Below are 20,396 nucleotides of genomic sequence, written 5' to 3'. Positions count from 1 at the left end.
TCGGCGGTCGTCACCCGGCCGATTATAGCTTGGGTCCGTCGGAATCGTGCCGTTGGTTCCCGCAATCCCGCTCGTACGCGCCGCGTTTCTCGAATTCGCCCCGCCGCTGCAACACGGATGGCGTCCGACAGACGCCCGGTTCGCCGGCGGCCTGCGGCGGGACGCAGTTGTTGCAGTTCGCACAGACGACCGTCGCATCGGGCTCGGAGAGTAGTCTCGCAGCCAGCCGCGGTTCGGCATAAAACGGCCGGCCCATGCCGACCATCTCGCAGGCGTCGTCGAGCAGCCGATCCGCTTCGTCTCGGCTCCTGATCCCGCCGACGCAGAGGACCGGCACGTCGACGACCGATCGGACCTGTCGGCAAAGCTCCGCGTTCCAGGCGGGCTCGAAGGGGTTCGCGGCGGCGTCGATCCACGCCGCGAGCCGAACGAGCCGACGACGCCAAGGGCCGCCGAACGCCGCCTCGAACTCCCGCGAAAACCGCTCGTCGAACCCCCGCGAGCCGAACTCGCCGCGGATGATCGCGTGATCCCAAAACGGCGAGGACCCGACTGGAACGACGGCGTCGTAGCCGATCTCGGCGAGTCGCCGGCAGGCCTCGACCGCCTCCTCGGCGTCGATCGATTCGCGGACGAACCACGGCGTCTCGGTTTCGGCGGGAACCTTCGTGACGAGTGGGACGTCAGTCCGCGCGCGGATCTCCTCGTGGACGACTTCGAAGAACCGAACCCGATCGTCGAGCGTGCCGCCGAACTCGTCGTCGCGACGGTTATAAAACGGCGAGAGGAACTGCTGGAAGATCCCCATCGTCGCCCCGGCGAGATGGATGCCGTGGTAGCCGGCGGCCGCGGCGCGGTCGGCGGCCCGCCCAAAGTCGGCCGCGAGTTCGTACACCTCCTCGGTCGAAAGCGGCTCGGCGTCGATCGACAGAATGCCGAGCCGATCCGCGAGTCGAAGGGGCAGTGGCGGTTTCGACACGACGCGTTGTCGGAGTCCCGGATTCCGTCGACGGTATCCTGCGTGCCAGATCTCCATCGATCGGAGGCCGCCGTGAGCGAGTTGAGCGAAGATCCGGCCACCGTGGTCGTCGATTCGCGCTGTGAGCCGGCGCATGCCGGCCACTCGGTCGGGATCGTCGAATCCTGTCATGCCGGGGGCGGCCCGCCCTTCGCGCCCTCGAATCGGCGTTGCACCCTGCATAATCAGGCCGACGCCGGCCTCCGCACACGGTTCGAGTTCCTCGAGTAGACGATCCACGGGGTCATCGTCGCCCGCGTGCTCCAACAGCGGCGCGCGGTAGAGTCGGTTCGGAATCTCGAGTCCGCCGATCGACACCGGCGTTTCGAGCGTCACATCGTAACCGATCCGGACGTCGCTTGCGGCCATCTCACTCGAACGACGTTCGGCTTCGAATGTCGGTCAAAACGACGACGCAGATGACCGCCGTCGTGACGTGCATCACACCGAGAATCCCGCCACCCACGAGGCTCCCGCCGGGTTGGTTCGGAATGACGGTGAAGTCGGGGATCAACGAAACGACGAGGACGACGGCGGCGACGATCGCGAACAGTCGGTCCGGATTCGACGAACCCCATGCGAGGAGTCCGTAGGTGATCGTCGCCCCGACGACGCCGGCGGTCGTGAAGAACGTTACCGGCCCGTACTGTAACGCGTTGAGCTCCGGGGCGACGGCCGCCGAGATCGCACCGAAGGTGACGAGCCAGTTGACCACGAGCGAGAGGGCGAGCGCCACCACCCCTCTCCGAACGAGAACGGTCCTCGAGACGGTGTCGGTAGCGCGGACGCGCTCGGTTGCTGTCGGCATACTCGGTATAACGGTTTAAATACTCAAATACGTTTTGTCAGACGTTGACATAGTCCCGTGCGACGAGAGGTGTCGGTGACGCTCGGTTCACAGCGATCGATCGCACTCGATCACCACGGTTCGTCCTTCAGGCCGAGTGCGTACGCGATCGCGTTCGTCGAGAGGTGCAACAGCGGAGTCAAAATCAACACCGCGACGATCACCGGAAGCGTGAACGTCTCGAGGAACCACCCGGTCGCAACGATCGCCGTCAACAGCAGCGCAACCACGACGAAATCGAGTTGGTCGATGCCGGGGAACGCCGCCCCGCGCTGTCTCCCGGTTCGGCGTTTCAAAAAGGACGCGAGGATATCGCCCAGCATGGCACCGAAGGCCAGTGAGACTGCGGCGGCGATCGGAAACGGCTCGGCGACCACGATATCGCTCACGAAGGGGTGAATTTGGTTGAGCGCGAGTGCGACGGCGATCCCTGCAACGGTGCCGAACGCGGTTCCGCGCCAGGTTTTGCCGTCGCCGAGGATCCGCGTCCCGTCATCGAGCGTCCGGCCACCGTCGATCGGTCGACCGCCGCCGGCGAGGACTGCGACGTTGTTCGGGATATAGGCCGGCAGCATGGCCCATATCGCCACGACGACGGTTTCGAGTACCATACTGCGTGTGCGATCGGCCATGGTATAAAAAACGTGGTTTAGCCGATGTCGGCGATCAGCTCTCGTCGGCGGCCGAGCCGTCAGATCTCGACGAAAGGGACGCCTCGGTGACGTTGATGTTGATCCCCCGATCCTCGTTTTCCCCGAAACCGGCGCTCAGGATGCGAGTCAACGAGTCCTCGACCGATTCGTCGATCTCGGTGTAACGGCTCGGTTCGACTTCGACGACGAACCCGGTCGTGATGTTCGGCGCGGTCGGTAAAAAGAGCACGTCGCGGCCGTCTTCGGTCGTCTTTCCGGTCTTGAACGCCGTCATCCGCATCCCGTTCCACGTTTCGAGTTTGACCGGCGTCTGGAGTTCTTCGGGGCCGCTGACGGCGGTTTCGACCGCCATCTTCGAGGCGTTGTACACCACTCGAAGCCCCGGAAGGTGGTTCATCAAGCCGTCGAGGGTCTCCTCGAGGAGATCGCCGACGGTCGTCCGCATCAGATACCCGACGGCGAGAATGAGCAATCCGAACAGCACGAGCGTGATGAGCACCCTAGCGGCGACCGGGAGCCCCTCGAGCGTCGTTTCGAGGAACGGTAAGTTGGCGATCGCCTGATAGATGAAGGCGACGACATAAGCCGTAACCAAAAGCGGGACGAGCACGATGAGCCCGCTCGCGATATCTCGTTTCCACGAAGACGGCAGCATTCGTCCGTACCTCGTCCCGCCGGGTAATCAGCGCTTCGACTGTCGGAGAGGCCACCCGGCGATCCCTCGGCGGACGCCCCGACGCAAAGAGTCAACCGCCTCGGTCACGTATCCACGCCATCCGGTTTCGGATGGCAGGACCAACCGCCGACGAACGCCCGACGACAGCGCTCCTCGTAGCCGCGCTCGCGTTTCTCGTCCACAGCAATCTGTTCATCTCCACCGCGGCGACCGGCGTGGCCCTTTCGACGATCCTGCTCGTGGGGTTGCCCCCGGATCCGGTCGCGCTGTTCATCGTGTTCGCCGCGACGCTTTTCGTCTACAGTCTCAACCGGATCACCGACCTCGACGAGGATCGAACGAACGTCCCGAACCGTGCCGACTTCACGGAACGATACGGACGTATCCTGTTCGCAGTCGGCATGATGTTGTATCTCGCAGCTATCGGCGGGGCGCTCGCCCTCGGTCTCCCCGGGGCCCCGTTTCTCGTCTTGCCCGCCGTCGCGGCCGCCCTGTACTCGCTGTTTCGCGTCAAACAGCTCCTCCTCGTGAAGAACCTCATCGTCGGGGTTTCGTGGGGGATCATCCCACTCGGTGTCGCCGTCTACTACGGAACCGGTCTCACGCCCGAAATCGTCTTCCTCTCCGCGTTTTTCACCGTCATGTTGACCGTCGCAGCGGCCGTCTTCGACATCAAGGACATCGAGGGCGACCGCGAGGAGGGGATCCGGACGGTTCCGATCGTTTTCGGGCTTCGAAAGACACGGCTCGGTGCTCTCGCGGTGACCGGTCTCGTCGCCGTCTTCGTGGTCGGCCTCGTCGCGCTCGGAGTCGTTCCCCGACGGTTTCTCGTCTTGCTCGCGTTCCTCGCGTACGTCGCCGCCTACGTTCCCTTCGCGACCGAGGACCGTGGTCCGCTGTTCTACGGGTTCGTCATCGACGGCGAACACGTGTTTCTCGCCCTCCTCGTGGTCGCAATGCAGTTTTTCTAAAAGCTGTCGTCCGGTTCGCCCCTCGAACGCTACCGGACTACAGTTCGTGTTTGAGCCGAACTTCGTCGTCAGTTATCGTGTCGATTCGATCCCTCTCCAAGATATAATCGTCCTCGTCGGCGTCCCCCCACCCGAGTTTGGATCTGAGCTTGTCCGTGATCCCCGGATCCGGATCGACGTACGCCTTGCCGTCTTTCACCTCGGTCACCATGCCGATCTCGTCGCCGTTCGCGTTGAGTACTCGCTTCCCCTCGTCGTCGTCCGTTATGTTCGTTCGCTCCATTGCGCTTCGAGCTACCCCGTTGCCGGGCTTTGTTATGCATCGATGTGTCGTTCGCCGTGAAGTAATAAGGTCGTGCTACTCGCTGTGAACGGATCGATGACCGTGCGTTATCGTGTTTTGCGTTGCGCGAGGACTCCGATATCAACGCCGCCTCGCCCGTGGCTCGTGTACGGGAACTGTAATCGCAAGCTTCCGCGAGCCTCAGAAAAAATCGAACGGCCGAATCACACCGAGCCGTACCGGTCGACCGCTATCGCGTTCGCGGTCGGTCAGTCCGTCGATTCGGGGGGATCACTCGTCGCTGTCGTCGCTGTCGTCGCTATCGCTGTCGTCTCCGTTATCGCCATCGTCATCACCGTCGTCATCCCCGTCATCACCATCATCGCTGTCGTCGACGATGAACGCACTCGCGATCTCCAAAACCTCCGCTCTGGATCGCGCTTCGTCGATCGTGTTCGGGAACCCCGTCTGGTCGCTCAGCGTCCGCACGAAGGACGCATGTCGCGCTTCGACGCTGTGGATCCCGAGAGCGGGCCCAAGCACATCGGGATTCTCGATGGAGGGCGCTGCCCCCGCGTACGCCGAGACGCCGACGTCCTCGAGTTGCACCGCCGTCGCGAGGAACACCATCGGATACTGCACTCTGAGTCCGAAGTCGAACTCCGGCTCCTCGATCGGCTCGCCACCGAGGTCCTGAATCGTCGATGCCAGCGTTTCGGCGTGTGCCTCCTCGTGTTCGAGGATCGTCTGTAACTCGTCCATGAACCGATCACGCAGGTGGCTCTCCTCGCTGAGCGCCTTGCAGTTGCAGAAGTCCTCCTCGCTGATGTTCTCGAGGCCCTGTCGATAGAACGCGGCTTCGAGATATTCGAGCGTCAACGCGTAGTTGAGTACGTCGATATCGTCTTCGAACTCGCTATCGGGCATCTCCTCGGAGTCGTCACCGTTGTCGGCCTCATCACCGTCTCCGTTTTCCCCTCCGTCACCCTCCTGGGCGAATGCGGGACCGGCGAGCGCGCCGCCGACCGCCAGCCCCCCGAGCGCTCCGGCTGATCCGGCCACGAACTGTCGTCGGGTGTTGTTGTACGTCCTGTTCTCCGTTTGCTCACCGCTGGTTTCGTCTGGATTCACCACGGTTACGCTACGACGCGACCCTAATTTGTTATAAATGGCCTCCTCTTCGATCTGACACGCTTACTCGAAAAAACCTATCAGCTATTTTCTTATACAGGATATAGATACCACCCATCGTCGGGTGCCGGTAAGTCGTCGTTGAACACACAGTAGTGGAACCGCACGTGATTGTCAGGATATTTAACCCGCTGATAGCTGCCTCCGCTCGACTCACCGGCTATCTAGCCGTTCGGTTAACGGATCGAGATGTTCGATCCCGACTACGCCGACCACGCCTCCGCGTTTACGAAGCTTCGAGAGCCGCTCGGCCATGTGGTCCTCCCGTGCCGCGTCTTCGAGCCGGGACGCGCGCGTACCGTCGGCGGCTCCGAACGCGTTCGCGAACGCGCGCGCCTGACGAACCTGTCTTCGCTCGTCGTTCGCCTGCGCGTCCGGGGGCTCCCGCCAGTCGATCTCGTGTCCCACCGGGGAATCGACCTCCAGACGGATGGTCGTCCGGAGCGCGACCGCGGCGACCAACCGACAGACGACCGCGTGCGTGGTCACCGAGAGCGCGTTCGAGATGACTGCACGAACCGTCCCTCTTGACGGTCGCTCCTGGACGAGCCGTCGAAGGAGCCGTCCGAAGAAATCGTTCGTCGGTCGGTCGATCCCGATCACCTCGTCGGTTTGGGCGGTCTGGATCGCGGCACTCATCTCGCCACCGAGTCGAGGTGGATCCCAACTGCATCGGGCATACTCTTCGAAGAGCGGGAGCGAGATCGGTGGCAACTCCAACGCGAGAATGTCGGGATCTCGTTTTTCGATCGTCCGCTTGACACGATACGTACTTGCCGGATGGTCGTGGACGACTCCGACGAGCGTCAGCGCGTTCGCCCCGGCCGGTATCCGTCGCACGTACGTCGCCGTCATCCGGGGGTCGTCGTTCTCGCGCTCTGCGTCCATGGCTAGCCAGTCGCTACCGGGCGTTGGAATAGTGTCAGTATAACGCTTCCGTCTCCGGGTCCGGTCGCTCCCGATCGAGCCCTCGCGGGTAAACTACCCTACCCTACCCTACTTCGCTCACCCTATACGGCTGAAAAATAGTCGCGAACCGACTAGAGCACCAGCGAGATAATCGCCAGCACGATAAAGAGAATGATGAACCACTTCGCGATCGTCATGCTGAGGCCGGCGACGCCACGCGCGCCGAGTACCGCGGCGACGATCGCGAGGATCACGAACAGGATTGCGAGTTCGATAAAGCTGCCCTGGAGCGGAACTGCCGGTAGCAACGCGGAATTCCCCGCTAGTATCGAGCCGTGTGTAGTCATAACGACCGGACACCCGACTACGGCATAGTTATTATCTTACTATGATCGGTATCTTCGGCCTATTCCGGCTGTGGGTGCGTGGCGCGTTCGACGGATCGTCGGCGAACTCCCTAACAGGGTGGTCGACGGTGCATACCGCCGTCAGTGCCCGTTTATCGCGCTACTACTTAGCTACAGACGTCCTAACGGATGGAACGTCCCCTTACTTTTTCGAACTATGATGAACTATCTGTCCAGTTTTTATAGGCATCTGTGGTAACACGCACGAAATGATCGTGGAAGCGAGTACCACAGTTGGCGAGGGCTTGATCGGCTTCGGCCCGAGCGAGGGGCCAGTCGAAGGACTCGTCGGTGAACCGGACGACGCAACTGGATCGTTCGGGGGATCTGCCGATGTCTGAGAGTCAGATCCATCAGCCGGGTCACGCCTCAGAGCACCAGGAGGATCGATACGCGGCGCTCCGAGACATCTTCATCGACGCGACCGGCTCCGAGGAGTTCACCGAAACCCAAGAGCAACGGATCACGTCCCGACATCTCGCGTCCGGGGAGTCGACCTCCGAGGTGATCACCGCCATGGTGAAAGAGGACGGCTTGACCGACACGTTCGCCGGCCTCGAGTACACGGCCGACGCCGAGTAGCTACTCCCGTCCGGTTCGATGTACCGAGGGGTTTAGGACCTCCCGACGACTTCGAGTCCCCATGACCGCCGAGTACGCGATCGCGAAGCCGGACGACACCGAGACGGAGCCTTCGGAGATCTCCGGAACGCCCAACGTGAACCTCGCCGATATCCTCGGCTGCACCGAGATGCGCCCGCGCGTGTGGTATCTCGATCCGGGCGATGGGATGAGCTATCACCGTCAGGACGAACAGGAGGAGTTTTATTACGTTCTCGAGGGGCCCGGGCGAATACGTCTGGGTGAGGAGATTCTGACGGTTGAGGAGGGGACGGCGCTTTGCGTGCCGCCGGAGACGCCGCGGCAGGTATTCAACGACTCCGACGACGGGCGACACGTCTGGCTCGTCGTCGGCGCGCCGGCCCTCACCGACGACGGACGACCGATCGCCGAGTAGCGACGCGTCATCGCTCGTCGTCGTCCCGTCGCGGCCTCTCGACGCTTCGCTCCGTCGTCTGAAGAACGAACGATCCGATCGCCAGCGTTCGCTTCACCACGGTCGCGATTCGGAGGACGTAGACCGTGAAGACGACGAACGGCGAGATTCCGACGACGAACCCAGCGCTGGTGATCCAGACGAGATCGTCGACGCCGAGCGTCGCTCCGGGCAGTGCGGCCGCGTCAACGTACATGTTCAAGATCGCCATCACGACCAGCGCCGGCACCGCGATGTACAACAGCGCCCGCGAGAGCTCGATGAGGTCCCACTGGAAGTACAGCGTCTTGAAGTGCTCACGTACCGGGCTGAAGAGGATCAAGAGCGTGATCGTGCCGTCGAGGTGATCTCTCGCCTCTTCGGAGAGCGAGTCACCGACATCGCCGCGAAGCTTTCGGCCGGCGTGAATCTTGTGGGAGTACTCGAAGTTGAGCGCGCTCCAGACGACGTCGAACGTCCCGAACTCCGCGTTTTCGACGTTCTCCTGTATCTGCCGGGCGTCGTGTGCGAGCTCTCGGGCGTACTCGATCACGTCTCCGCGGTGCATCTCGTCGCCCTCGTGGCGTACCGCCGCTTCGAGCGCCTCTGCACGCGCTTCGATCGCGCTCGCGAGATCGAACAGAAAGGCTGCGGGTTCGGGTGGACTCACTCCGTCGTCGATCGCCGTTTCGACGTCCCGGCGGGCCGCCATCGAGTTCTCCATCCGTTCGCGCTGATCGCCGAACGCCCCCAGTTCCTGTGAGAGCACGAGTTGGTTGAGCATGACGACGATCGACGTTCCGGTGACGATCGTCCCGATGAACGCCGAAAAGAGATAGCTGACGCCGTTTTGATTCTCGACGATGGTTCCCAACGGCGTGAGTCCGACCCGGCTGAACGAGACGAGAAGGGCGAACACAGCCAGCGCTATTGCGCCCGTCAGCACCCACCGGTTCGCCCGGAGAAGTACCCAGAGGGCGACTTTGCGGGTTCGCGTCTCGCTGCGTCCCGTCTCGAAGGAGTCGACGCTCATTCGATCCGCCTCCGCTCGCCGCGTTGGCGTTCGTCGATCATGGATGGTGGCTCCCAGCAGGCTACGCCCCGTCTCGCTCTCGCGGTCGACACGCCGGGCAACCATCCGCTATCCTCGGGTCCGTCTGTTAACTAGCCGGTTCCTAACGAGCGTGTAGCCGGTGGTTATCGGTGTCGATCTAACGTCCAGACACGGTATCTCACATCGGTATCGCGCGTTAGTGGCGGAATCGCCGCCGTTCACTCGTCGATCCCCGTTACCAATTATATTACTATTAAGAGAGAGATCCCACCCAGATACACGATGATCCCGACGGGTGAACCGAGCGAACGGGGACAGCTGATCCGGGCGACTATCGTCGAGTACGACGACAAAGTGGACGAGTGTACTCTCCACCCGGTCGCCCCCGACGACGACAAGCAGATCACCGAGTGGGTCACTGCCCAGCAAGGGTCGTACGTGTCCCTCGACGCATGTCGATGAGCGCGATCCGTCGGTCCCTCCCGGTACTGACGGGCAGCTCGAGACACCACGGATAGAGACCGCATCGAACCACTCGTCGAGTCGCTGTCGGGCGAGAAGGCGAGACGGTTGGCGTATCACCCCCGGTTGTGGATGGCAGTCGATGCGGCTCCTCCCGCCGCTCGGCACGACCGAGTGTGGGATCGATCTCGGTGCCTCCTTGCCTCTCGAGGCGATCGAGGGAAGGGCGTCGAACGGACGATCGTAACCACCGGCCAGTCACACAGGAGACGATTATCATGTCACACGACAACCAAACCAACGCGCTTCGTCGACGATTCGAGAGCGATCGGACGGCGCTCTCGATTCTCGAAAACACGTACAGTCCGTCGCTCGTCGAGTTCTACGCCGACCTCGGGATCGACGCGGTGTGGATCGATCTAGAACACGGCGGTCCCAGCCCGCTCGAGGCCGCGGACCTCGATGGCTTGCTCCGTGCGGTCGACGGAACCGACACCGAACTCCTCGTGCGGCTTCCGGGTACGGACCCAGGTATGGTCAGGAAGGCGCTCGATGCGGGCGTTCGAAACGTGTTCCTCCCTCGCGTCGATTCGGCCGACGAGGTTCGAACCGCGGTTCGTGCCGGTCGGTTCGTCTACGGGGACGACCCGGGGACCCGGGGGCTCGCGGCACCCAGGGCGCGACGCTGGGGACTCGCCGACGAGTACGTCACCACGGAAGACACCGAAGTGCTCGTCGGCGCGACGGTCGAGACGGCCACCGCGGTCGATCGGATCGAGGATATCCTCTCGGTTCCGGACCTCGGCTTCGTCTTTGTCGGACCGCTCGATCTATCGGTTTCGCTCGGCCACCCGGATGAACTCGATCATCCGGCCGTGACCGAGGCCGTCGAAACGGTGCGGTCGGCCGCCGTCGATGCCGGTGTCCCCCTTTGCGGACTCGGCTTCGGGATGGACGATGTCAACGAGAAGGCGACGAACGGCTACGATCTGGTGAACATAGGGTCGACGACGGGTGTGATACAGGCGACGGTAACCGACTGGCTCGAGGCGTCTGCAGGTGATTTCTCTGCTGGAGCCGACATGTGAACTCCCTCGACCGCCCTCGGGCCTTCCCGGCCCTCGCTTGTCGAGGTCGGAGCTTTCTGTTTCTGTGTCGGAACGCGCCTCCGACGTGGACACAGCGGATCCAGACTCCGCAGGCGATTTTCTATCACAGGCGGGTCGGAGTGTCCCACTCCTCCCGAATCGACACTCCGGCACAACCGACGACGCACGCTCTTTCTCGCGGGTGACCAACGCCGGAAACGTGACGAGCATCTTACTCGCCCGTTCGACCGCGGGGGGAGTACCCATGGGGCGGAGAACGTGCAAGGAAATCGTGCGGGCGCTGTATTTCCTCCCTGCTCGCGCCTTCGGCGCTCGCTGAGCGAGCGGGCGTGGCGCCCTCAATCAAAGCTAATATCCCCTCGCTCTTTTCGTTCGGTATGGAAACGTCCGAGCGGCCGACCTTCGAGACCGAGGCCGGCGAGGAGATCTACCGCTACGTCGAGCGGCACGGAACGGCGGCCCGCCACCGGGTACGGGAGATAACGTCGCTGGAACCGGCCGAGTTTCAGGAAGCGCTCTCGGGGCTGAAAGACCGCGGCTATCTCGAAGACGACGGCGGCACCCTCCAGATCGCCCTCGACGTCGGCTCGGTCGAAGCGTACTCGACCGGCGACTTCGAGTACGTCATCCGGCCGGCGGGACAGTCCGACTTCGAGGGGCTCATCGACACGATTCGGGACGTGACGGCGGAAGATACCTACATCGTCGCCGAGTCGATCGCAGAACAGTTGCTGTACGAGGACGCGGTCAACCGCCACAACGCCGCCGAATCGCGCGTTTTCTTCGTCGCGACCGTCGACGGCGAGGTCGTCGGCTGGGTCCACCTCGATCTGCCGCAACTCGACAAACTCCAGAGCACGGCGCAGTTGACCGTCGGCGTTCGCGGGGACTACCAGCGATGCGGCATCGGCGGCAACCTCGTCGACCGCGCGCTCGGATGGGCCGAGGCGAACGGGTACCGGAAGGTGTACAACAGCGTCCCGATCATCAACGACGAGGCGATCGCTTTCCTTGAAACGCGCGGCTGGGAGACCGAGGGCGTCCGAAAGGAACACTACACGATCGGTGACGAGTTCGTCGACGAAGTGATGCTCGCATACACGTTCTAACGTTTCGCTCGCGGTCGCGCGTCGCTGCGCCAGCAAAAGGCCCATAACTCATATACGAGCGCGAGTAGAGGAGTGTATGACCGACCGAACGGCGGCCCGAACCCGCAGTACGGCCGAAACCGACATCGAGGTGACGATCGATCTCGACGGCGACGGCGACAGCACGGTCGAGACCGGAATCGGCTTCTTCGATCACATGCTCGACGCGTTCGCGAAGCACGGCCTCTTCGACCTTACTGTCCGGTGTGACGGCGATCTCGACATCGACGACCACCACACCGTCGAGGACGTCGCCATCACGCTCGGGACGGCGATCGTCGAGGCCGCCGGCGACAAACGCGGTATCATCAGATACGCCGACAGACGGATTCCGCTCGACGAAGCCGTCACGAGCGTCGTCCTCGACCTCTCGGGCCGCCCTCGGTTTTATTTCGACGGCGAGTTCTCCCAGCCGACGGTCGGTGAGTTCACGAGCGACATGGCGCGACACTTCGCCGAATCGCTGGCGCTCAACGCCGGGATGACGCTACACGTCGAAGTGACGGGCGAGAACGCCCACCACGAGATCGAGGCGCTGTTCAAATCGTTGGCGCGGGCGCTCGACGACGCGACCCGGCTCGACGAGCGTCGGAGCGACACGCCGAGTACGAAGGGAACGCTGTGACCGAGCGTCTATCGGGCCTGCTCTCTGTCGTCGATCTCGCGGTAGACGACCATCGCGATGAAGTACACCGCTATAAACCCGACGAAGCCGGCGGTGAGCGTGAGAATCGTTCCCGCCGTGGGTTCGATCGCCGTGCGGCTGACGACGAACGCGATCGCGGCGACGAAGACGGCGAGAGCGAAGAGACCGGAAACGACGTACACTCCGGTATCCGTTTCCGGGAGCACCATACCCGTTCATTCATCGCCTCCGTAAAAATACTGTCGTGCCGTCGGGCACCGGCACGGGATGTGCACGTCCTACGCTCGGGGCGATCGAACCGTGAGGAGTATCACCGCCATCATGACGAGCGACAGCGCGAGGTAGCCCTCGTCGAAGTAGCCGGCGTCGGCGACGAAGCCGAAGAGGATCGGTCCGGCCGAGCCGAGCGTCGCCGCCGCCGTTCGAACGACGCCGAGGCCGGTTCCCTGCAGATCGTCCGAAAAGGCGTCGGCCAGATACGACTGGGTGACCGCCCCGGTACCGAGCATAGTACTTATCAACACGGTGGCGATCGCGAGGGGCAAAACGGAGTTCACGAACGGAAGGAGGCCGAATCCGACGACCGATGGCAGTAGAATGCCGATCAGGGAGACTCGCATCCCGATTCGATCGTAGGCCGCCCCGGCGAGCGGCTTGACGACGACCCCGAAGGCGAAAAACAACCCGAACAGGAGACTCGAAACCGAGGGTGAGAGTCCCTTTATCGTCGTCAGATACGTCGGGTAAAACGCCGTGAAGGATTGCCAGATGAAGATGTACAAAAAGAGAATTCCGGTGATGAACGCCATCGCCGGTTTCCGCAACTGGCTCGCGATTTCCAGCGTCTCGCGAAGTGACCGCGTCTCCGTTGGCTCCGACGCGCTGGTCCGTGCGGGAACCGTGAGATAAATCGCGACGCCGCCGAGGAGCAACAGCGGAATGACGAACCCGATGCCGGCCTGCCACGCGACGGTGACGGCGAGAACGGTCGCGATCGGCGGCAACACGGCCTGGCCGATATCCCCCGTCGCCATCGTCATACCAAGCGCGCTCCCGAGTCGGTCGGTGTAGAGGTCCGAGAGGACCGTGATACGAGCGATGGGATACAGCGAGTATCCGAGACCCCACAGCGCGGTCGCGAGAAACAGGACGGTCGTCGTGGACGCCGTGACGGCGAATCCGAGCCCCACCGCGACGATCGCCGTACTCACGGCCATGATCGTACGCTCGTTGTACCTGTCGGCGAGCACGCCGCCGGGTAGCTGCCCGAGCGACCCGAAGAGCCACAGGACTGAGACGAGGACGCCCGACACTGCGAGGCTGAATCCGTAGGCCTCCTGCAGATACGGGAGCACGACGGGGTACACCATCCGCGTCCCGACCAACACCCCCCACGTCGTAGCGATCACCACGAGCGACGGTCCCGTTCCACCGTCCCAAAGCGCCCTCAGTTCCCGGCCAAGCGTCGTTCGAATCTCCATCGGGTGATCTGTCGTGCCGGTCGGTTCAGGGCGCTCGCACTAAGTCGTTGTTAACTGAACATCCGAGTCGGCACCGCCGTGCATCGATCAGGGATGCAGATCCGCGACCGCCGATTCGATTTCGTCGACGAGTTCGGCGAAGTCAGGGTTGTCGCCGTCTCGAACCCATTTATACGCGATCGTCCCGTCGGAATCGACGACGAAGACGCTGCGTTCGGCGACCTCGATCATCCCGTACATGTCGTCGAGCACCACGTCGTAGGCGTGAATGACCTCGTGGTTCCAGTCGGCGAGCATCGGGAAGTTCAACCCCTCTTTGCGGATCCAGACGTTCTGTGCGAAGGGAAGGTCGACGCTGATGCCGTAGACGCTCGCGTCGAGGTCGTCGAAGGCGTCCATCGAGTCACGAAACGTACACATTTCCTCCGTACAGCCGCTCGTGAAGGCGGCGGGATAAAAGGCGAACACGATCGGGCCGTCACCGACCGCCAACGAGAGGGTGAACGGTTCGACGTCGTTGTACGCATTGCCGCCGGCCTTCGGAACGGTGAAGTCCGGCGCCTCGCTTCCGACAGTTACCATGTGCCGGCTGCGGCCGGCCGCGACCTAAGTGCTCCGCCGGTCGACCTCCGTTCCGCACCGACTTACAGAATCAAGGAGAAAGCCCACGAGTTCACTCGTGGGTGTCAATCGACGAGGAACTCGATCGCCGCGCCCTGTCCGAAGCCGACGCACTCGGTCGCCAGTCCGCGAGTCGCGTCGCGTTTGTGCATCTCGTGGATCAGCGTGACGGGTAGCCGAGCGCCCGTCGCCCCGAGGGGGTGGCCGATCGCGATCGCGCCGCCGTTGACGTTGTAGATGTCGTTGTCGAAGCCGAGCTCGTCCCGGCAGTAGACACACTGGGAGGCGAACGCCTCGTTGAGTTCGACCAAGTCGTAGTCGTCCGCCGTCGTCCCCGAGCGTTCGAAGAGGTCCTCACAGGCGGGGATCGGACCGATTCCCATCACTTCGGGTTCGACGCCCGCGACGGCGTTGTTGCCGATCTCCGCGAGTTCCTCGAAGCCGTGCTCCTCGGCGAACGCCCGCGACGTGACGAGCAGCGCCGCCGCCCCGTCGGTCATCTGCGAGGCGTTACCGGGGGTAACGGTACCCTCTGATTTGAACACGGTCGGCAGTTCGGCGAGTGTGTCGGCCGTCGTGCCCGGGCGGAGCCCCTCGTCTTTCGTGACCGTGATCTCCTCGCCCTCGTCGTCGTGGCCCGTGACCGGCACGATCTCGTCGTCGAAGCGACCCTCCTCGGTAGCCGCGACGGCGCGCTGTTGGGACTGGGCGGCGTACTCGTCTTGGGTTTCCCGGGAGACGTCGAACCGCTCCGCGACGGCTTCGGCGGTCATCCCCATCTGCAGCGCGGCGACGTTGTGGTGGTCGTTGAGGCCGGGGTGAATCTCGTTGTTCGCGCCCATCGGCACCCGGGACATCGACTCGACGCCGCCGGCGATGATGCACTCGCGCTGGCCCGCCGCGATCGCGTCAGCGGCGTTGATGACCGCCTCTGCGGAGGAGGCACACCAGCGATTGATCGTCGTCGCGGGAGTGTCCTCACCCAACTCGGACATCAACGCGATGACGCGGGCCATGTTGTTGCCCTGCTCGCTGCGCTGTTGAGCACAGCCCCACTTGAGGTCGTCGACGTCCTCGCCCGTCAGTTCGGTTTCCTCGAGGATCCGATCGATCAACGGGATCGAGAGGTCCTCGGGTCGAACGTCGGCGAAGACGCCGCCCTCCTTTCCGAACGGGGTGCGATACGCTTTGACCACGACTGGCGTGTTGTCACTCATACGCGTACATCGTCGATCCACTACGTTAAACCCCTTGCTCAAACCGCTATTCTCTGTAAAGTATTTATTCAGACTCGGCGTCCGTTGTTAACGGTTATCCGTCGATCACGCCAAGAAGACGTGTCGCGGCCGGTCGGCGAGCACCTCGCGGCCGTACTGGACCGTCTCTCTGAACGCGTCCGACCGGAAGAACGCCATCGCGTCCTCGCGGCTCTCCCACTGGCTCGCGATGAACATGTCGTTCTCGTCGTCGAGGTTCGTCATGAGGTCGGTTTCGAGGTGGCCGTCCATCTTGGCGAGCAATCCGCCCACCTCCCCGAACGTCTCGACGAAGCCCTCGCGGTGCTCGGGCTGGACGGTGTAGAACATCCCCATCGTCCCGAATCCGTCCTCCTCGTCGGCTCCGGCGCGAGCGACGATTCCGGGGAGGTCCGCGAGGAATCCGCTGGCGGTGTCCGCGGCGTCCTTCGTCTCCCAGATGGAGACGACCGCCGAGCGCTCGCCGCCGTGTTCGTTCGCGTAGACCGCCGACTTGACGTGCGTGTCGTAGTGATCGAATCGCTCGGCGAGTGAGGCCAGTTCCTCGCGGACCGTCTCGGGTTCCGCCTCGGAGTACAGCACCATCGCGTAGACGTCCTCGCCGTGGGGTTTGCCGGCGTAGATGTCGAGATCGTCGAGTTCGCCGCGGATGTCGTCGTCGGCGTCGGTGCCGTGTGAGTCCGTCTCCGCGCCGTCGCTCGCTTCGCTCTCGCCGTCGAGCGGTGCGCCGACGCCGGAACTCACGCCCGGAAGATCGGCGAGAAAGCCGCTCGCGGTGTTCGCCGCACGTTCGTTTTTCCACAGCGAGACGACGGCCGTCGTTCCGGCGTCAGCTCGAACGGCCGTCAACACGTGCGTATCGTAGTGATCGAAGTTCCCGCGGAGCCCTCCGACGTCCCCGGTTAGCGCCTCGGCGTCCGCGTCGGCGGTAAACAGGAGACCGTAGCCCGCCTCCGGGTGTTCGTCGAGATCGATCCCGAACCGGGCGAGCCGTCCGGCCATCGTTTCGGCGTCGACGTCCTCGTGGGCGGCGCTTGTGTCCGGACGGCCGGACGACGTTCCGCCGTCGTCCGTGCTCTCGCGCAGGCTCGATTCGGCGTCGTCGGTCACCGCCTCTCCCGCCCCGTCGGTCGGCACCGTCTCGCCCGCGAGCAACGCGGGCAGATCCTCCGGCGGGAACTGCCGACCCACGTAGAAGGGACCGAACTCCGCGAACTTCGAGGAGGAGGGATCGAAGCGCATCTCATAGAGGAGATGTTTGATGTCGGTGGGGTCGTTCGCGAAGAGCGTCACGCCCCACTCGTAGTCGTCGAAGCCGACGCTGCCGGTGATGATCTGGTTCACCTCGCCGGCGTACTGTCGGCCGATGTCGCCGTGGGCGGACATGTACTCGGCGCGCTCGTCGAGGGGGAGATCGTACCAGTTGTACTCCGGATCGCGGCGTTTGTCCATTGGATAAAAACAGACGTGTTCGGCGTCGGGAATCGTCGGGTAGATGCGCTGTTGCATGTAGTTTCGCATGCCTGTATCTTCGATGTCCTCGATACCGTCGACCAACTCCTCGTGCATGTACCCCGACACCTCGGTCACGGAGACGTACGAACTCGCACGCTCGGTAAACTCCGCGAACGCCGTCGACTCGAACCGACGCTCGGCCCGATCGAGCGCTTCGAGCGTCGGCCGGAGATGCAAAACCATGAGATCGGCCTTGTGACCGACGACCGAGAACACCGCCGAGCCGCCCTCCTCGGCGTCCGCGAGGTCGACATGCGATCGGAGGTGCTCGATTCCCTCCGTGAGCGCTCGCTCGCGCTCGCGGTCAGGGGCCGCACGCCAACCGTCCCAGTCGATCCGTCGCAGGTCGTGCAACGCGTACCATCCTTCCTCGGTCCCCGGTGGCTTCCGTCGCTCCATGCCGACCGGTTCGGCCGCGTGAATAATGGGGCTTGTCATCGCCCCATGAGTGAAGTCGTTGACTTGTCCGTGGATTCCCGGTCCGAAGACGAAACGTCGTAGGCGGTGTGAGTCGCGCGCGATGACAGGTTCACCGTGGCTGTACTCGATTCGGACGGTCGATCGTTCGTTTCGAGACGGATTCGACGCGCGCTGTGTGTCAACCATCTCGACAGAGATACAGTCTCTAGAGTGGTTATAAAATATAAAACGGTCGCTAGAAACGTCGTTAAACGAATCAGGAATACACTAAACCGTCGTGAACGCGGCGAACGATCCTGAATCGACGCGAAGGCTCTGCTGTTTATATACGGATCGCCGGCTATAGATAGGACCAGAGGAGACCACCGATGTCGAGCGCCACCCAATCCCAGCCCCACTCCGCCCCTCCCGTGACTGATGAACAGAGTTCCGTCACCGCCTGGGTCGATCGCCTGCTCGACGGCGTTCGTGCGACCGCCTTCTGGGCCACCGCCGTCCTCCCGCTTGTCGTTATCGCCGGACTCGTGGCCGGCGTGGCCGGTCAGTACCCGTTCGCGCTCGCCGCAGCGTTGGCGGTGAACGTCGTCTGCGCCGTCGTCGGGCACGGACACTCGCCGGGTCAATGACGCGAACTCGTTCGACCCAGTCCGCGTACCGGACTCACGATGCGAAACGGTTGGCGGCGTATTTGCGAGCCGAAGCCGAGCGCGCAAACGGTGCTCTCCACGTCAACGGCGATCGGCTCGCCGACGGCCTCGAACGCCCTCCGGCCGAAATCGAACGACAGTTGCGGGAGCTATCGGGGGAAGTCCCCGGGCTTCGGATTTCTCGCTATTCTACGTCCCAACGGTCGCTTTGGCGCGTCTCGCGACCCTGATCACGCGAGTTCTCAGCTCAGAAGCCACGGAAGGAACAGCATCGCGAGCAGACTCATGATCATCGCGGCGCTGATCGCTGTGGTGATCGCTCCAACGGTAACCGAACTGGTGTTGCCCGGCAGTCGAGACACGACCGCTTCGACGCACGATCGGAGGATGTGTCCGCCATCAAGCGGGTACGACGGGATGCAGTTGAAGATGCCGAGATTGATGTTGACCCAGCCGGTCCAAAAGAGCGCGTTCACGAGCCCGAAGACGACGCCGGCGCTCAGCGGTCCCGAAACCGTATAGAAGTTCGTTATCTCTCCGTTAAAGCCTGCGAAATTGAAACTGACGGTCGGATCGATCATGCTCATGAACGGTAACACGAGCGCGGCGAACGTCCGCGTCACGAACGTCGTGACGGGGTCGCCACCGCCACCCGTGCCCCCCAACATCGCGTAGTACTGATCCGCCGGATACGTATCGATGCCGAAATCGTCGACGACGATGCCGCTCGTCCCCATCTGAATCCCGCCGACGCCGAGGAAGCCGTGATCCTCGCTCGGATGCTCGTCGAGCGTCACCTGGTAGACGTGTCGCTCGCCGTTCCAGGGATCCTCGTTTCCGTGGTAGGCGACCACCTCGACGGTTTCGCCGGGGTCGGTCTCCGAGAGCACCGCCGAGAGCGACTCGTGGTCGGTGATCCGCTCGCCGCCGACGCTGTGGACGATCATCGCGGTGTCCGGTGCCCCTTCAGCTCCGAGCGGTCCGTCGCTCGGGACCGTGCTCACGAAGGCGCCGACCGGGATGCGAACGCTTTCGTCGTCACTCCCGTTACCGGCGTTCACTCCGAACTCGACGACTTCCCGCCCGGAAAGCGCCGTTTGAAACTCCGATTCGGTGAACACCGCTTCGCCGTTGACGCGTTCGATTCGACTCCCCGTCTCGATCGGCCCATCGACGACCGCCCGGGTGACGATGAGGCTCCGATCGACGGTCACCGGGTCGCCGCTCTTGCGATCGACGGTGACCTGTCGGTCGGCGTCGGCGAGCGCGGCGTTGAATTCGCTCTCGTCGTCGATCTCCTCGCCGTCGATTCCGACGAGCACGTCACCGCGGTCGATTCCGGCCTGTTCGGCCGCAGACCCGGGAAGTGCGCCGCCGATGGCGACGCCGGGAGCGACGGTGACGAGGCTGGCGACGATGCCGAACAGCAGCGCGAAACTGATCGCCGTCACGAGGAAGTTGTTGGTGACGCCCGCCGCGAACATCCGGGTTTTGCCGCCGCGGTCGGCCGCCTTCTGACTCTCTTCGTCCGGCTGGACGAACGCACCCATCGGGATGAACGCGAGAAACGCGACCCCCATCGATTCGATGTCTATGTCCTCGACGCGACACAACAGCCCGTGACCGCCCTCGTGGACCACCAACCCGACGAGCAGGCCGATGACGATATCGATCGCCGCTTCCCACGGGAGGAACTGGTTGACACCCGGGATGACGAGGGCGTCCTGCGGGCGGACGAACCCGGCCGACTGCGGCTCCGAGAGCGTCGCAAGCGCCGAGAGCAACACTGCGAGAAACGAGCCGACCATGATGACGAGGGCGATTCCGACGCCGAGGTTTCCCCACGCGCGCCAGAGGCGCTTCGGCGTCGCGATCCACTCGAGAAACGCCCGTCCGCGCTTCGTGTGGATCGTCACGATCGGCCCAGAAACGTTGAACGAGGCCGGCAACAGCCCGCGCGATTCGAGCGCCATCGCCACGGAGGTGTAAAGCAGTATTCCGACGGCGATCCAAAGCAGCGTACTCATTGTCTATCCGTAGGGTTTC

The 20,396-nt window shown here is 63.3% G+C and carries 25 protein-coding genes; 10 read left to right on the top strand and 15 right to left on the bottom strand.

What is annotated here, in order from left to right; genetic code table 11:
* Nucleotides 1-22: 22 nt before the first annotated feature.
* From R6U53_RS02720 to R6U53_RS02705, 4 genes are all read right to left on the bottom strand, one after another.
* Nucleotides 23-1,387: an NADH:flavin oxidoreductase gene (locus R6U53_RS02720; RefSeq protein WP_410320837.1), complete on the bottom strand. Its 1,365-nt coding sequence runs from the start codon at nt 1,385-1,387 to the stop codon at nt 23-25.
* A gap of 1 nt (nt 1,388) precedes the next feature.
* Complete coding sequence (locus tag R6U53_RS02715) at nt 1,389-1,826, bottom strand: hypothetical protein (RefSeq protein ID WP_410320836.1); 438 nt, start codon at nt 1,824-1,826, stop codon at nt 1,389-1,391.
* A 110-nt stretch (nt 1,827-1,936) separates the two neighbouring features.
* Nucleotides 1,937-2,476 (bottom strand): CDP-2,3-bis-(O-geranylgeranyl)-sn-glycerol synthase, encoded by a 540-nt coding sequence (locus R6U53_RS02710; RefSeq protein ID WP_410320835.1) that lies wholly within the window; start codon nt 2,474-2,476, stop codon nt 1,937-1,939.
* 55 nt (nt 2,477-2,531) lie between these two features.
* Nucleotides 2,532-3,173, bottom strand: a complete 642-nt coding sequence (locus R6U53_RS02705) for a DUF502 domain-containing protein (RefSeq protein ID WP_410320834.1) — start codon at nt 3,171-3,173, stop codon at nt 2,532-2,534.
* A gap of 131 nt (nt 3,174-3,304) precedes the next feature.
* On the opposite strand from R6U53_RS02705, the gene R6U53_RS02700 reads away from it, so the two are divergent.
* A complete protein-coding gene (locus R6U53_RS02700) occupies nt 3,305-4,165 on the top strand; it encodes a UbiA family prenyltransferase (RefSeq protein ID WP_410320833.1) in 861 nt (286 codons plus the stop codon).
* A 37-nt stretch (nt 4,166-4,202) separates the two neighbouring features.
* Here R6U53_RS02700 and R6U53_RS02695 read toward each other — a convergent pair whose 3' ends face one another.
* The 4 genes from R6U53_RS02695 to R6U53_RS02680 all read right to left on the bottom strand — a co-directional run bounded on the left by R6U53_RS02695 (nt 4,203) and on the right by R6U53_RS02680 (nt 6,895).
* Nucleotides 4,203-4,448 carry a PRC-barrel domain containing protein gene (locus tag R6U53_RS02695; protein ID WP_410320832.1) on the bottom strand — a complete coding sequence of 82 codons (246 nt, stop codon included), beginning with the start codon at nt 4,446-4,448 and terminating at the stop codon, nt 4,203-4,205.
* Between the two features lie 291 nt (nt 4,449-4,739).
* Nucleotides 4,740-5,579, bottom strand: a complete 840-nt coding sequence (locus R6U53_RS02690) for a ferritin-like domain-containing protein (RefSeq protein WP_410320831.1) — start codon at nt 5,577-5,579, stop codon at nt 4,740-4,742.
* A gap of 213 nt (nt 5,580-5,792) precedes the next feature.
* Entirely contained in the window at nt 5,793-6,527 is a 735-nt protein-coding gene (locus R6U53_RS02685; RefSeq protein ID WP_410320830.1) for a hypothetical protein, read from the bottom strand.
* 152 nt (nt 6,528-6,679) lie between these two features.
* The gene (locus R6U53_RS02680; protein ID WP_410320829.1) at nt 6,680-6,895 is read right to left on the bottom strand and encodes a DUF1328 domain-containing protein; all 216 of its coding nucleotides are present in this window, start codon (nt 6,893-6,895) and stop codon (nt 6,680-6,682) included.
* 269 nt (nt 6,896-7,164) lie between these two features.
* Between R6U53_RS02680 and R6U53_RS02675 the strand changes: the two genes are divergently transcribed.
* From R6U53_RS02675 to R6U53_RS02665, 3 genes are all read left to right on the top strand, one after another.
* Nucleotides 7,165-7,296, top strand: a complete 132-nt coding sequence (locus R6U53_RS02675) for a hypothetical protein (RefSeq protein WP_410320828.1) — start codon at nt 7,165-7,167, stop codon at nt 7,294-7,296.
* A complete protein-coding gene (locus R6U53_RS02670) occupies nt 7,289-7,537 on the top strand; it encodes a hypothetical protein (protein ID WP_410320827.1) in 249 nt (82 codons plus the stop codon). The genes R6U53_RS02675 and R6U53_RS02670 overlap by 8 nt, the downstream gene beginning before the upstream one ends.
* 61 nt (nt 7,538-7,598) lie before the next feature.
* On the top strand, nt 7,599-7,973 hold the full coding sequence (locus R6U53_RS02665) for a cupin domain-containing protein (RefSeq protein ID WP_410320826.1): 375 nt from the start codon (nt 7,599-7,601) through the stop codon (nt 7,971-7,973).
* 7 nt (nt 7,974-7,980) lie between these two features.
* Here the strand turns inward: R6U53_RS02665 and R6U53_RS02660 are convergent, their stop codons facing one another.
* Nucleotides 7,981-9,024 (bottom strand): hypothetical protein, encoded by a 1,044-nt coding sequence (locus R6U53_RS02660; RefSeq protein ID WP_410320869.1) that lies wholly within the window; start codon nt 9,022-9,024, stop codon nt 7,981-7,983.
* Nucleotides 9,025-9,327: 303 nt separating this feature from the next.
* Here R6U53_RS02660 and R6U53_RS02655 point away from each other — a divergent pair, with 303 nt between their 5' ends.
* The 4 genes from R6U53_RS02655 (at nt 9,328) to hisB (ending at nt 12,389) form a co-directional block, all read left to right on the top strand.
* A complete protein-coding gene (locus R6U53_RS02655) occupies nt 9,328-9,507 on the top strand; it encodes a hypothetical protein (protein WP_410320825.1) in 180 nt (59 codons plus the stop codon).
* A 278-nt stretch (nt 9,508-9,785) separates the two neighbouring features.
* Nucleotides 9,786-10,595 (top strand): HpcH/HpaI aldolase family protein, encoded by an 810-nt coding sequence (locus tag R6U53_RS02650; protein WP_410320824.1) that lies wholly within the window; start codon nt 9,786-9,788, stop codon nt 10,593-10,595.
* Nucleotides 10,596-10,993: 398 nt separating this feature from the next.
* Nucleotides 10,994-11,725, top strand: a complete 732-nt coding sequence (locus tag R6U53_RS02645; RefSeq protein WP_410320823.1) for an N-acetyltransferase family protein — start codon at nt 10,994-10,996, stop codon at nt 11,723-11,725.
* A 76-nt stretch (nt 11,726-11,801) separates the two neighbouring features.
* The gene (hisB, locus tag R6U53_RS02640) at nt 11,802-12,389 is read left to right on the top strand and encodes an imidazoleglycerol-phosphate dehydratase HisB (RefSeq protein WP_410320822.1); all 588 of its coding nucleotides are present in this window, start codon (nt 11,802-11,804) and stop codon (nt 12,387-12,389) included.
* 8 nt (nt 12,390-12,397) lie between these two features.
* On the opposite strand, the gene R6U53_RS02635 is transcribed toward hisB, so the two are convergent.
* The 5 genes from R6U53_RS02635 to R6U53_RS02615 all read right to left on the bottom strand — a co-directional run bounded on the left by R6U53_RS02635 (nt 12,398) and on the right by R6U53_RS02615 (nt 17,682).
* Nucleotides 12,398-12,619, bottom strand: a complete 222-nt coding sequence (locus R6U53_RS02635) for a hypothetical protein (RefSeq protein ID WP_410320821.1) — start codon at nt 12,617-12,619, stop codon at nt 12,398-12,400.
* 69 nt (nt 12,620-12,688) lie between these two features.
* Entirely contained in the window at nt 12,689-13,891 is a 1,203-nt protein-coding gene (locus R6U53_RS02630) for an MFS transporter (RefSeq protein WP_410320820.1), read from the bottom strand.
* Nucleotides 13,892-13,978: 87 nt separating this feature from the next.
* A complete protein-coding gene (locus R6U53_RS02625) occupies nt 13,979-14,473 on the bottom strand; it encodes a redoxin domain-containing protein (protein ID WP_410320819.1) in 495 nt (164 codons plus the stop codon).
* Between the two features lie 104 nt (nt 14,474-14,577).
* Nucleotides 14,578-15,729, bottom strand: a complete 1,152-nt coding sequence (locus R6U53_RS02620; RefSeq protein WP_410320818.1) for a thiolase family protein — start codon at nt 15,727-15,729, stop codon at nt 14,578-14,580.
* 105 nt (nt 15,730-15,834) lie between these two features.
* The gene (locus R6U53_RS02615) at nt 15,835-17,682 is read right to left on the bottom strand and encodes a heme-binding protein (protein WP_410320868.1); all 1,848 of its coding nucleotides are present in this window, start codon (nt 17,680-17,682) and stop codon (nt 15,835-15,837) included.
* Between the two features lie 431 nt (nt 17,683-18,113).
* Between R6U53_RS02615 and R6U53_RS02610 the strand changes: the two genes are divergently transcribed.
* Both R6U53_RS02610 and R6U53_RS02605 read left to right on the top strand, forming a co-directional pair.
* Complete coding sequence (locus R6U53_RS02610) at nt 18,114-18,329, top strand: hypothetical protein (protein ID WP_410320817.1); 216 nt, start codon at nt 18,114-18,116, stop codon at nt 18,327-18,329.
* Nucleotides 18,326-18,580 carry a hypothetical protein gene (locus R6U53_RS02605; RefSeq protein WP_410320816.1) on the top strand — a complete coding sequence of 85 codons (255 nt, stop codon included), beginning with the start codon at nt 18,326-18,328 and terminating at the stop codon, nt 18,578-18,580. The genes R6U53_RS02610 and R6U53_RS02605 overlap by 4 nt, the downstream gene beginning before the upstream one ends.
* 12 nt (nt 18,581-18,592) lie before the next feature.
* On the opposite strand, the gene R6U53_RS02600 is transcribed toward R6U53_RS02605, so the two are convergent.
* Nucleotides 18,593-20,377, bottom strand: coding sequence for a site-2 protease family protein (locus tag R6U53_RS02600; protein ID WP_410320815.1), 1,785 nt, complete (start codon nt 20,375-20,377; stop codon nt 18,593-18,595).
* Nucleotides 20,378-20,396 lie beyond the last annotated feature (19 nt).

This window comes from Natronomonas sp. (genome assembly GCF_046483325.1).
Taxonomy (GTDB): Archaea; Halobacteriota; Halobacteria; order Halobacteriales; family Haloarculaceae; genus Natronomonas.
This window is presented reverse-complemented; position numbering and strand designations above follow the sequence as displayed.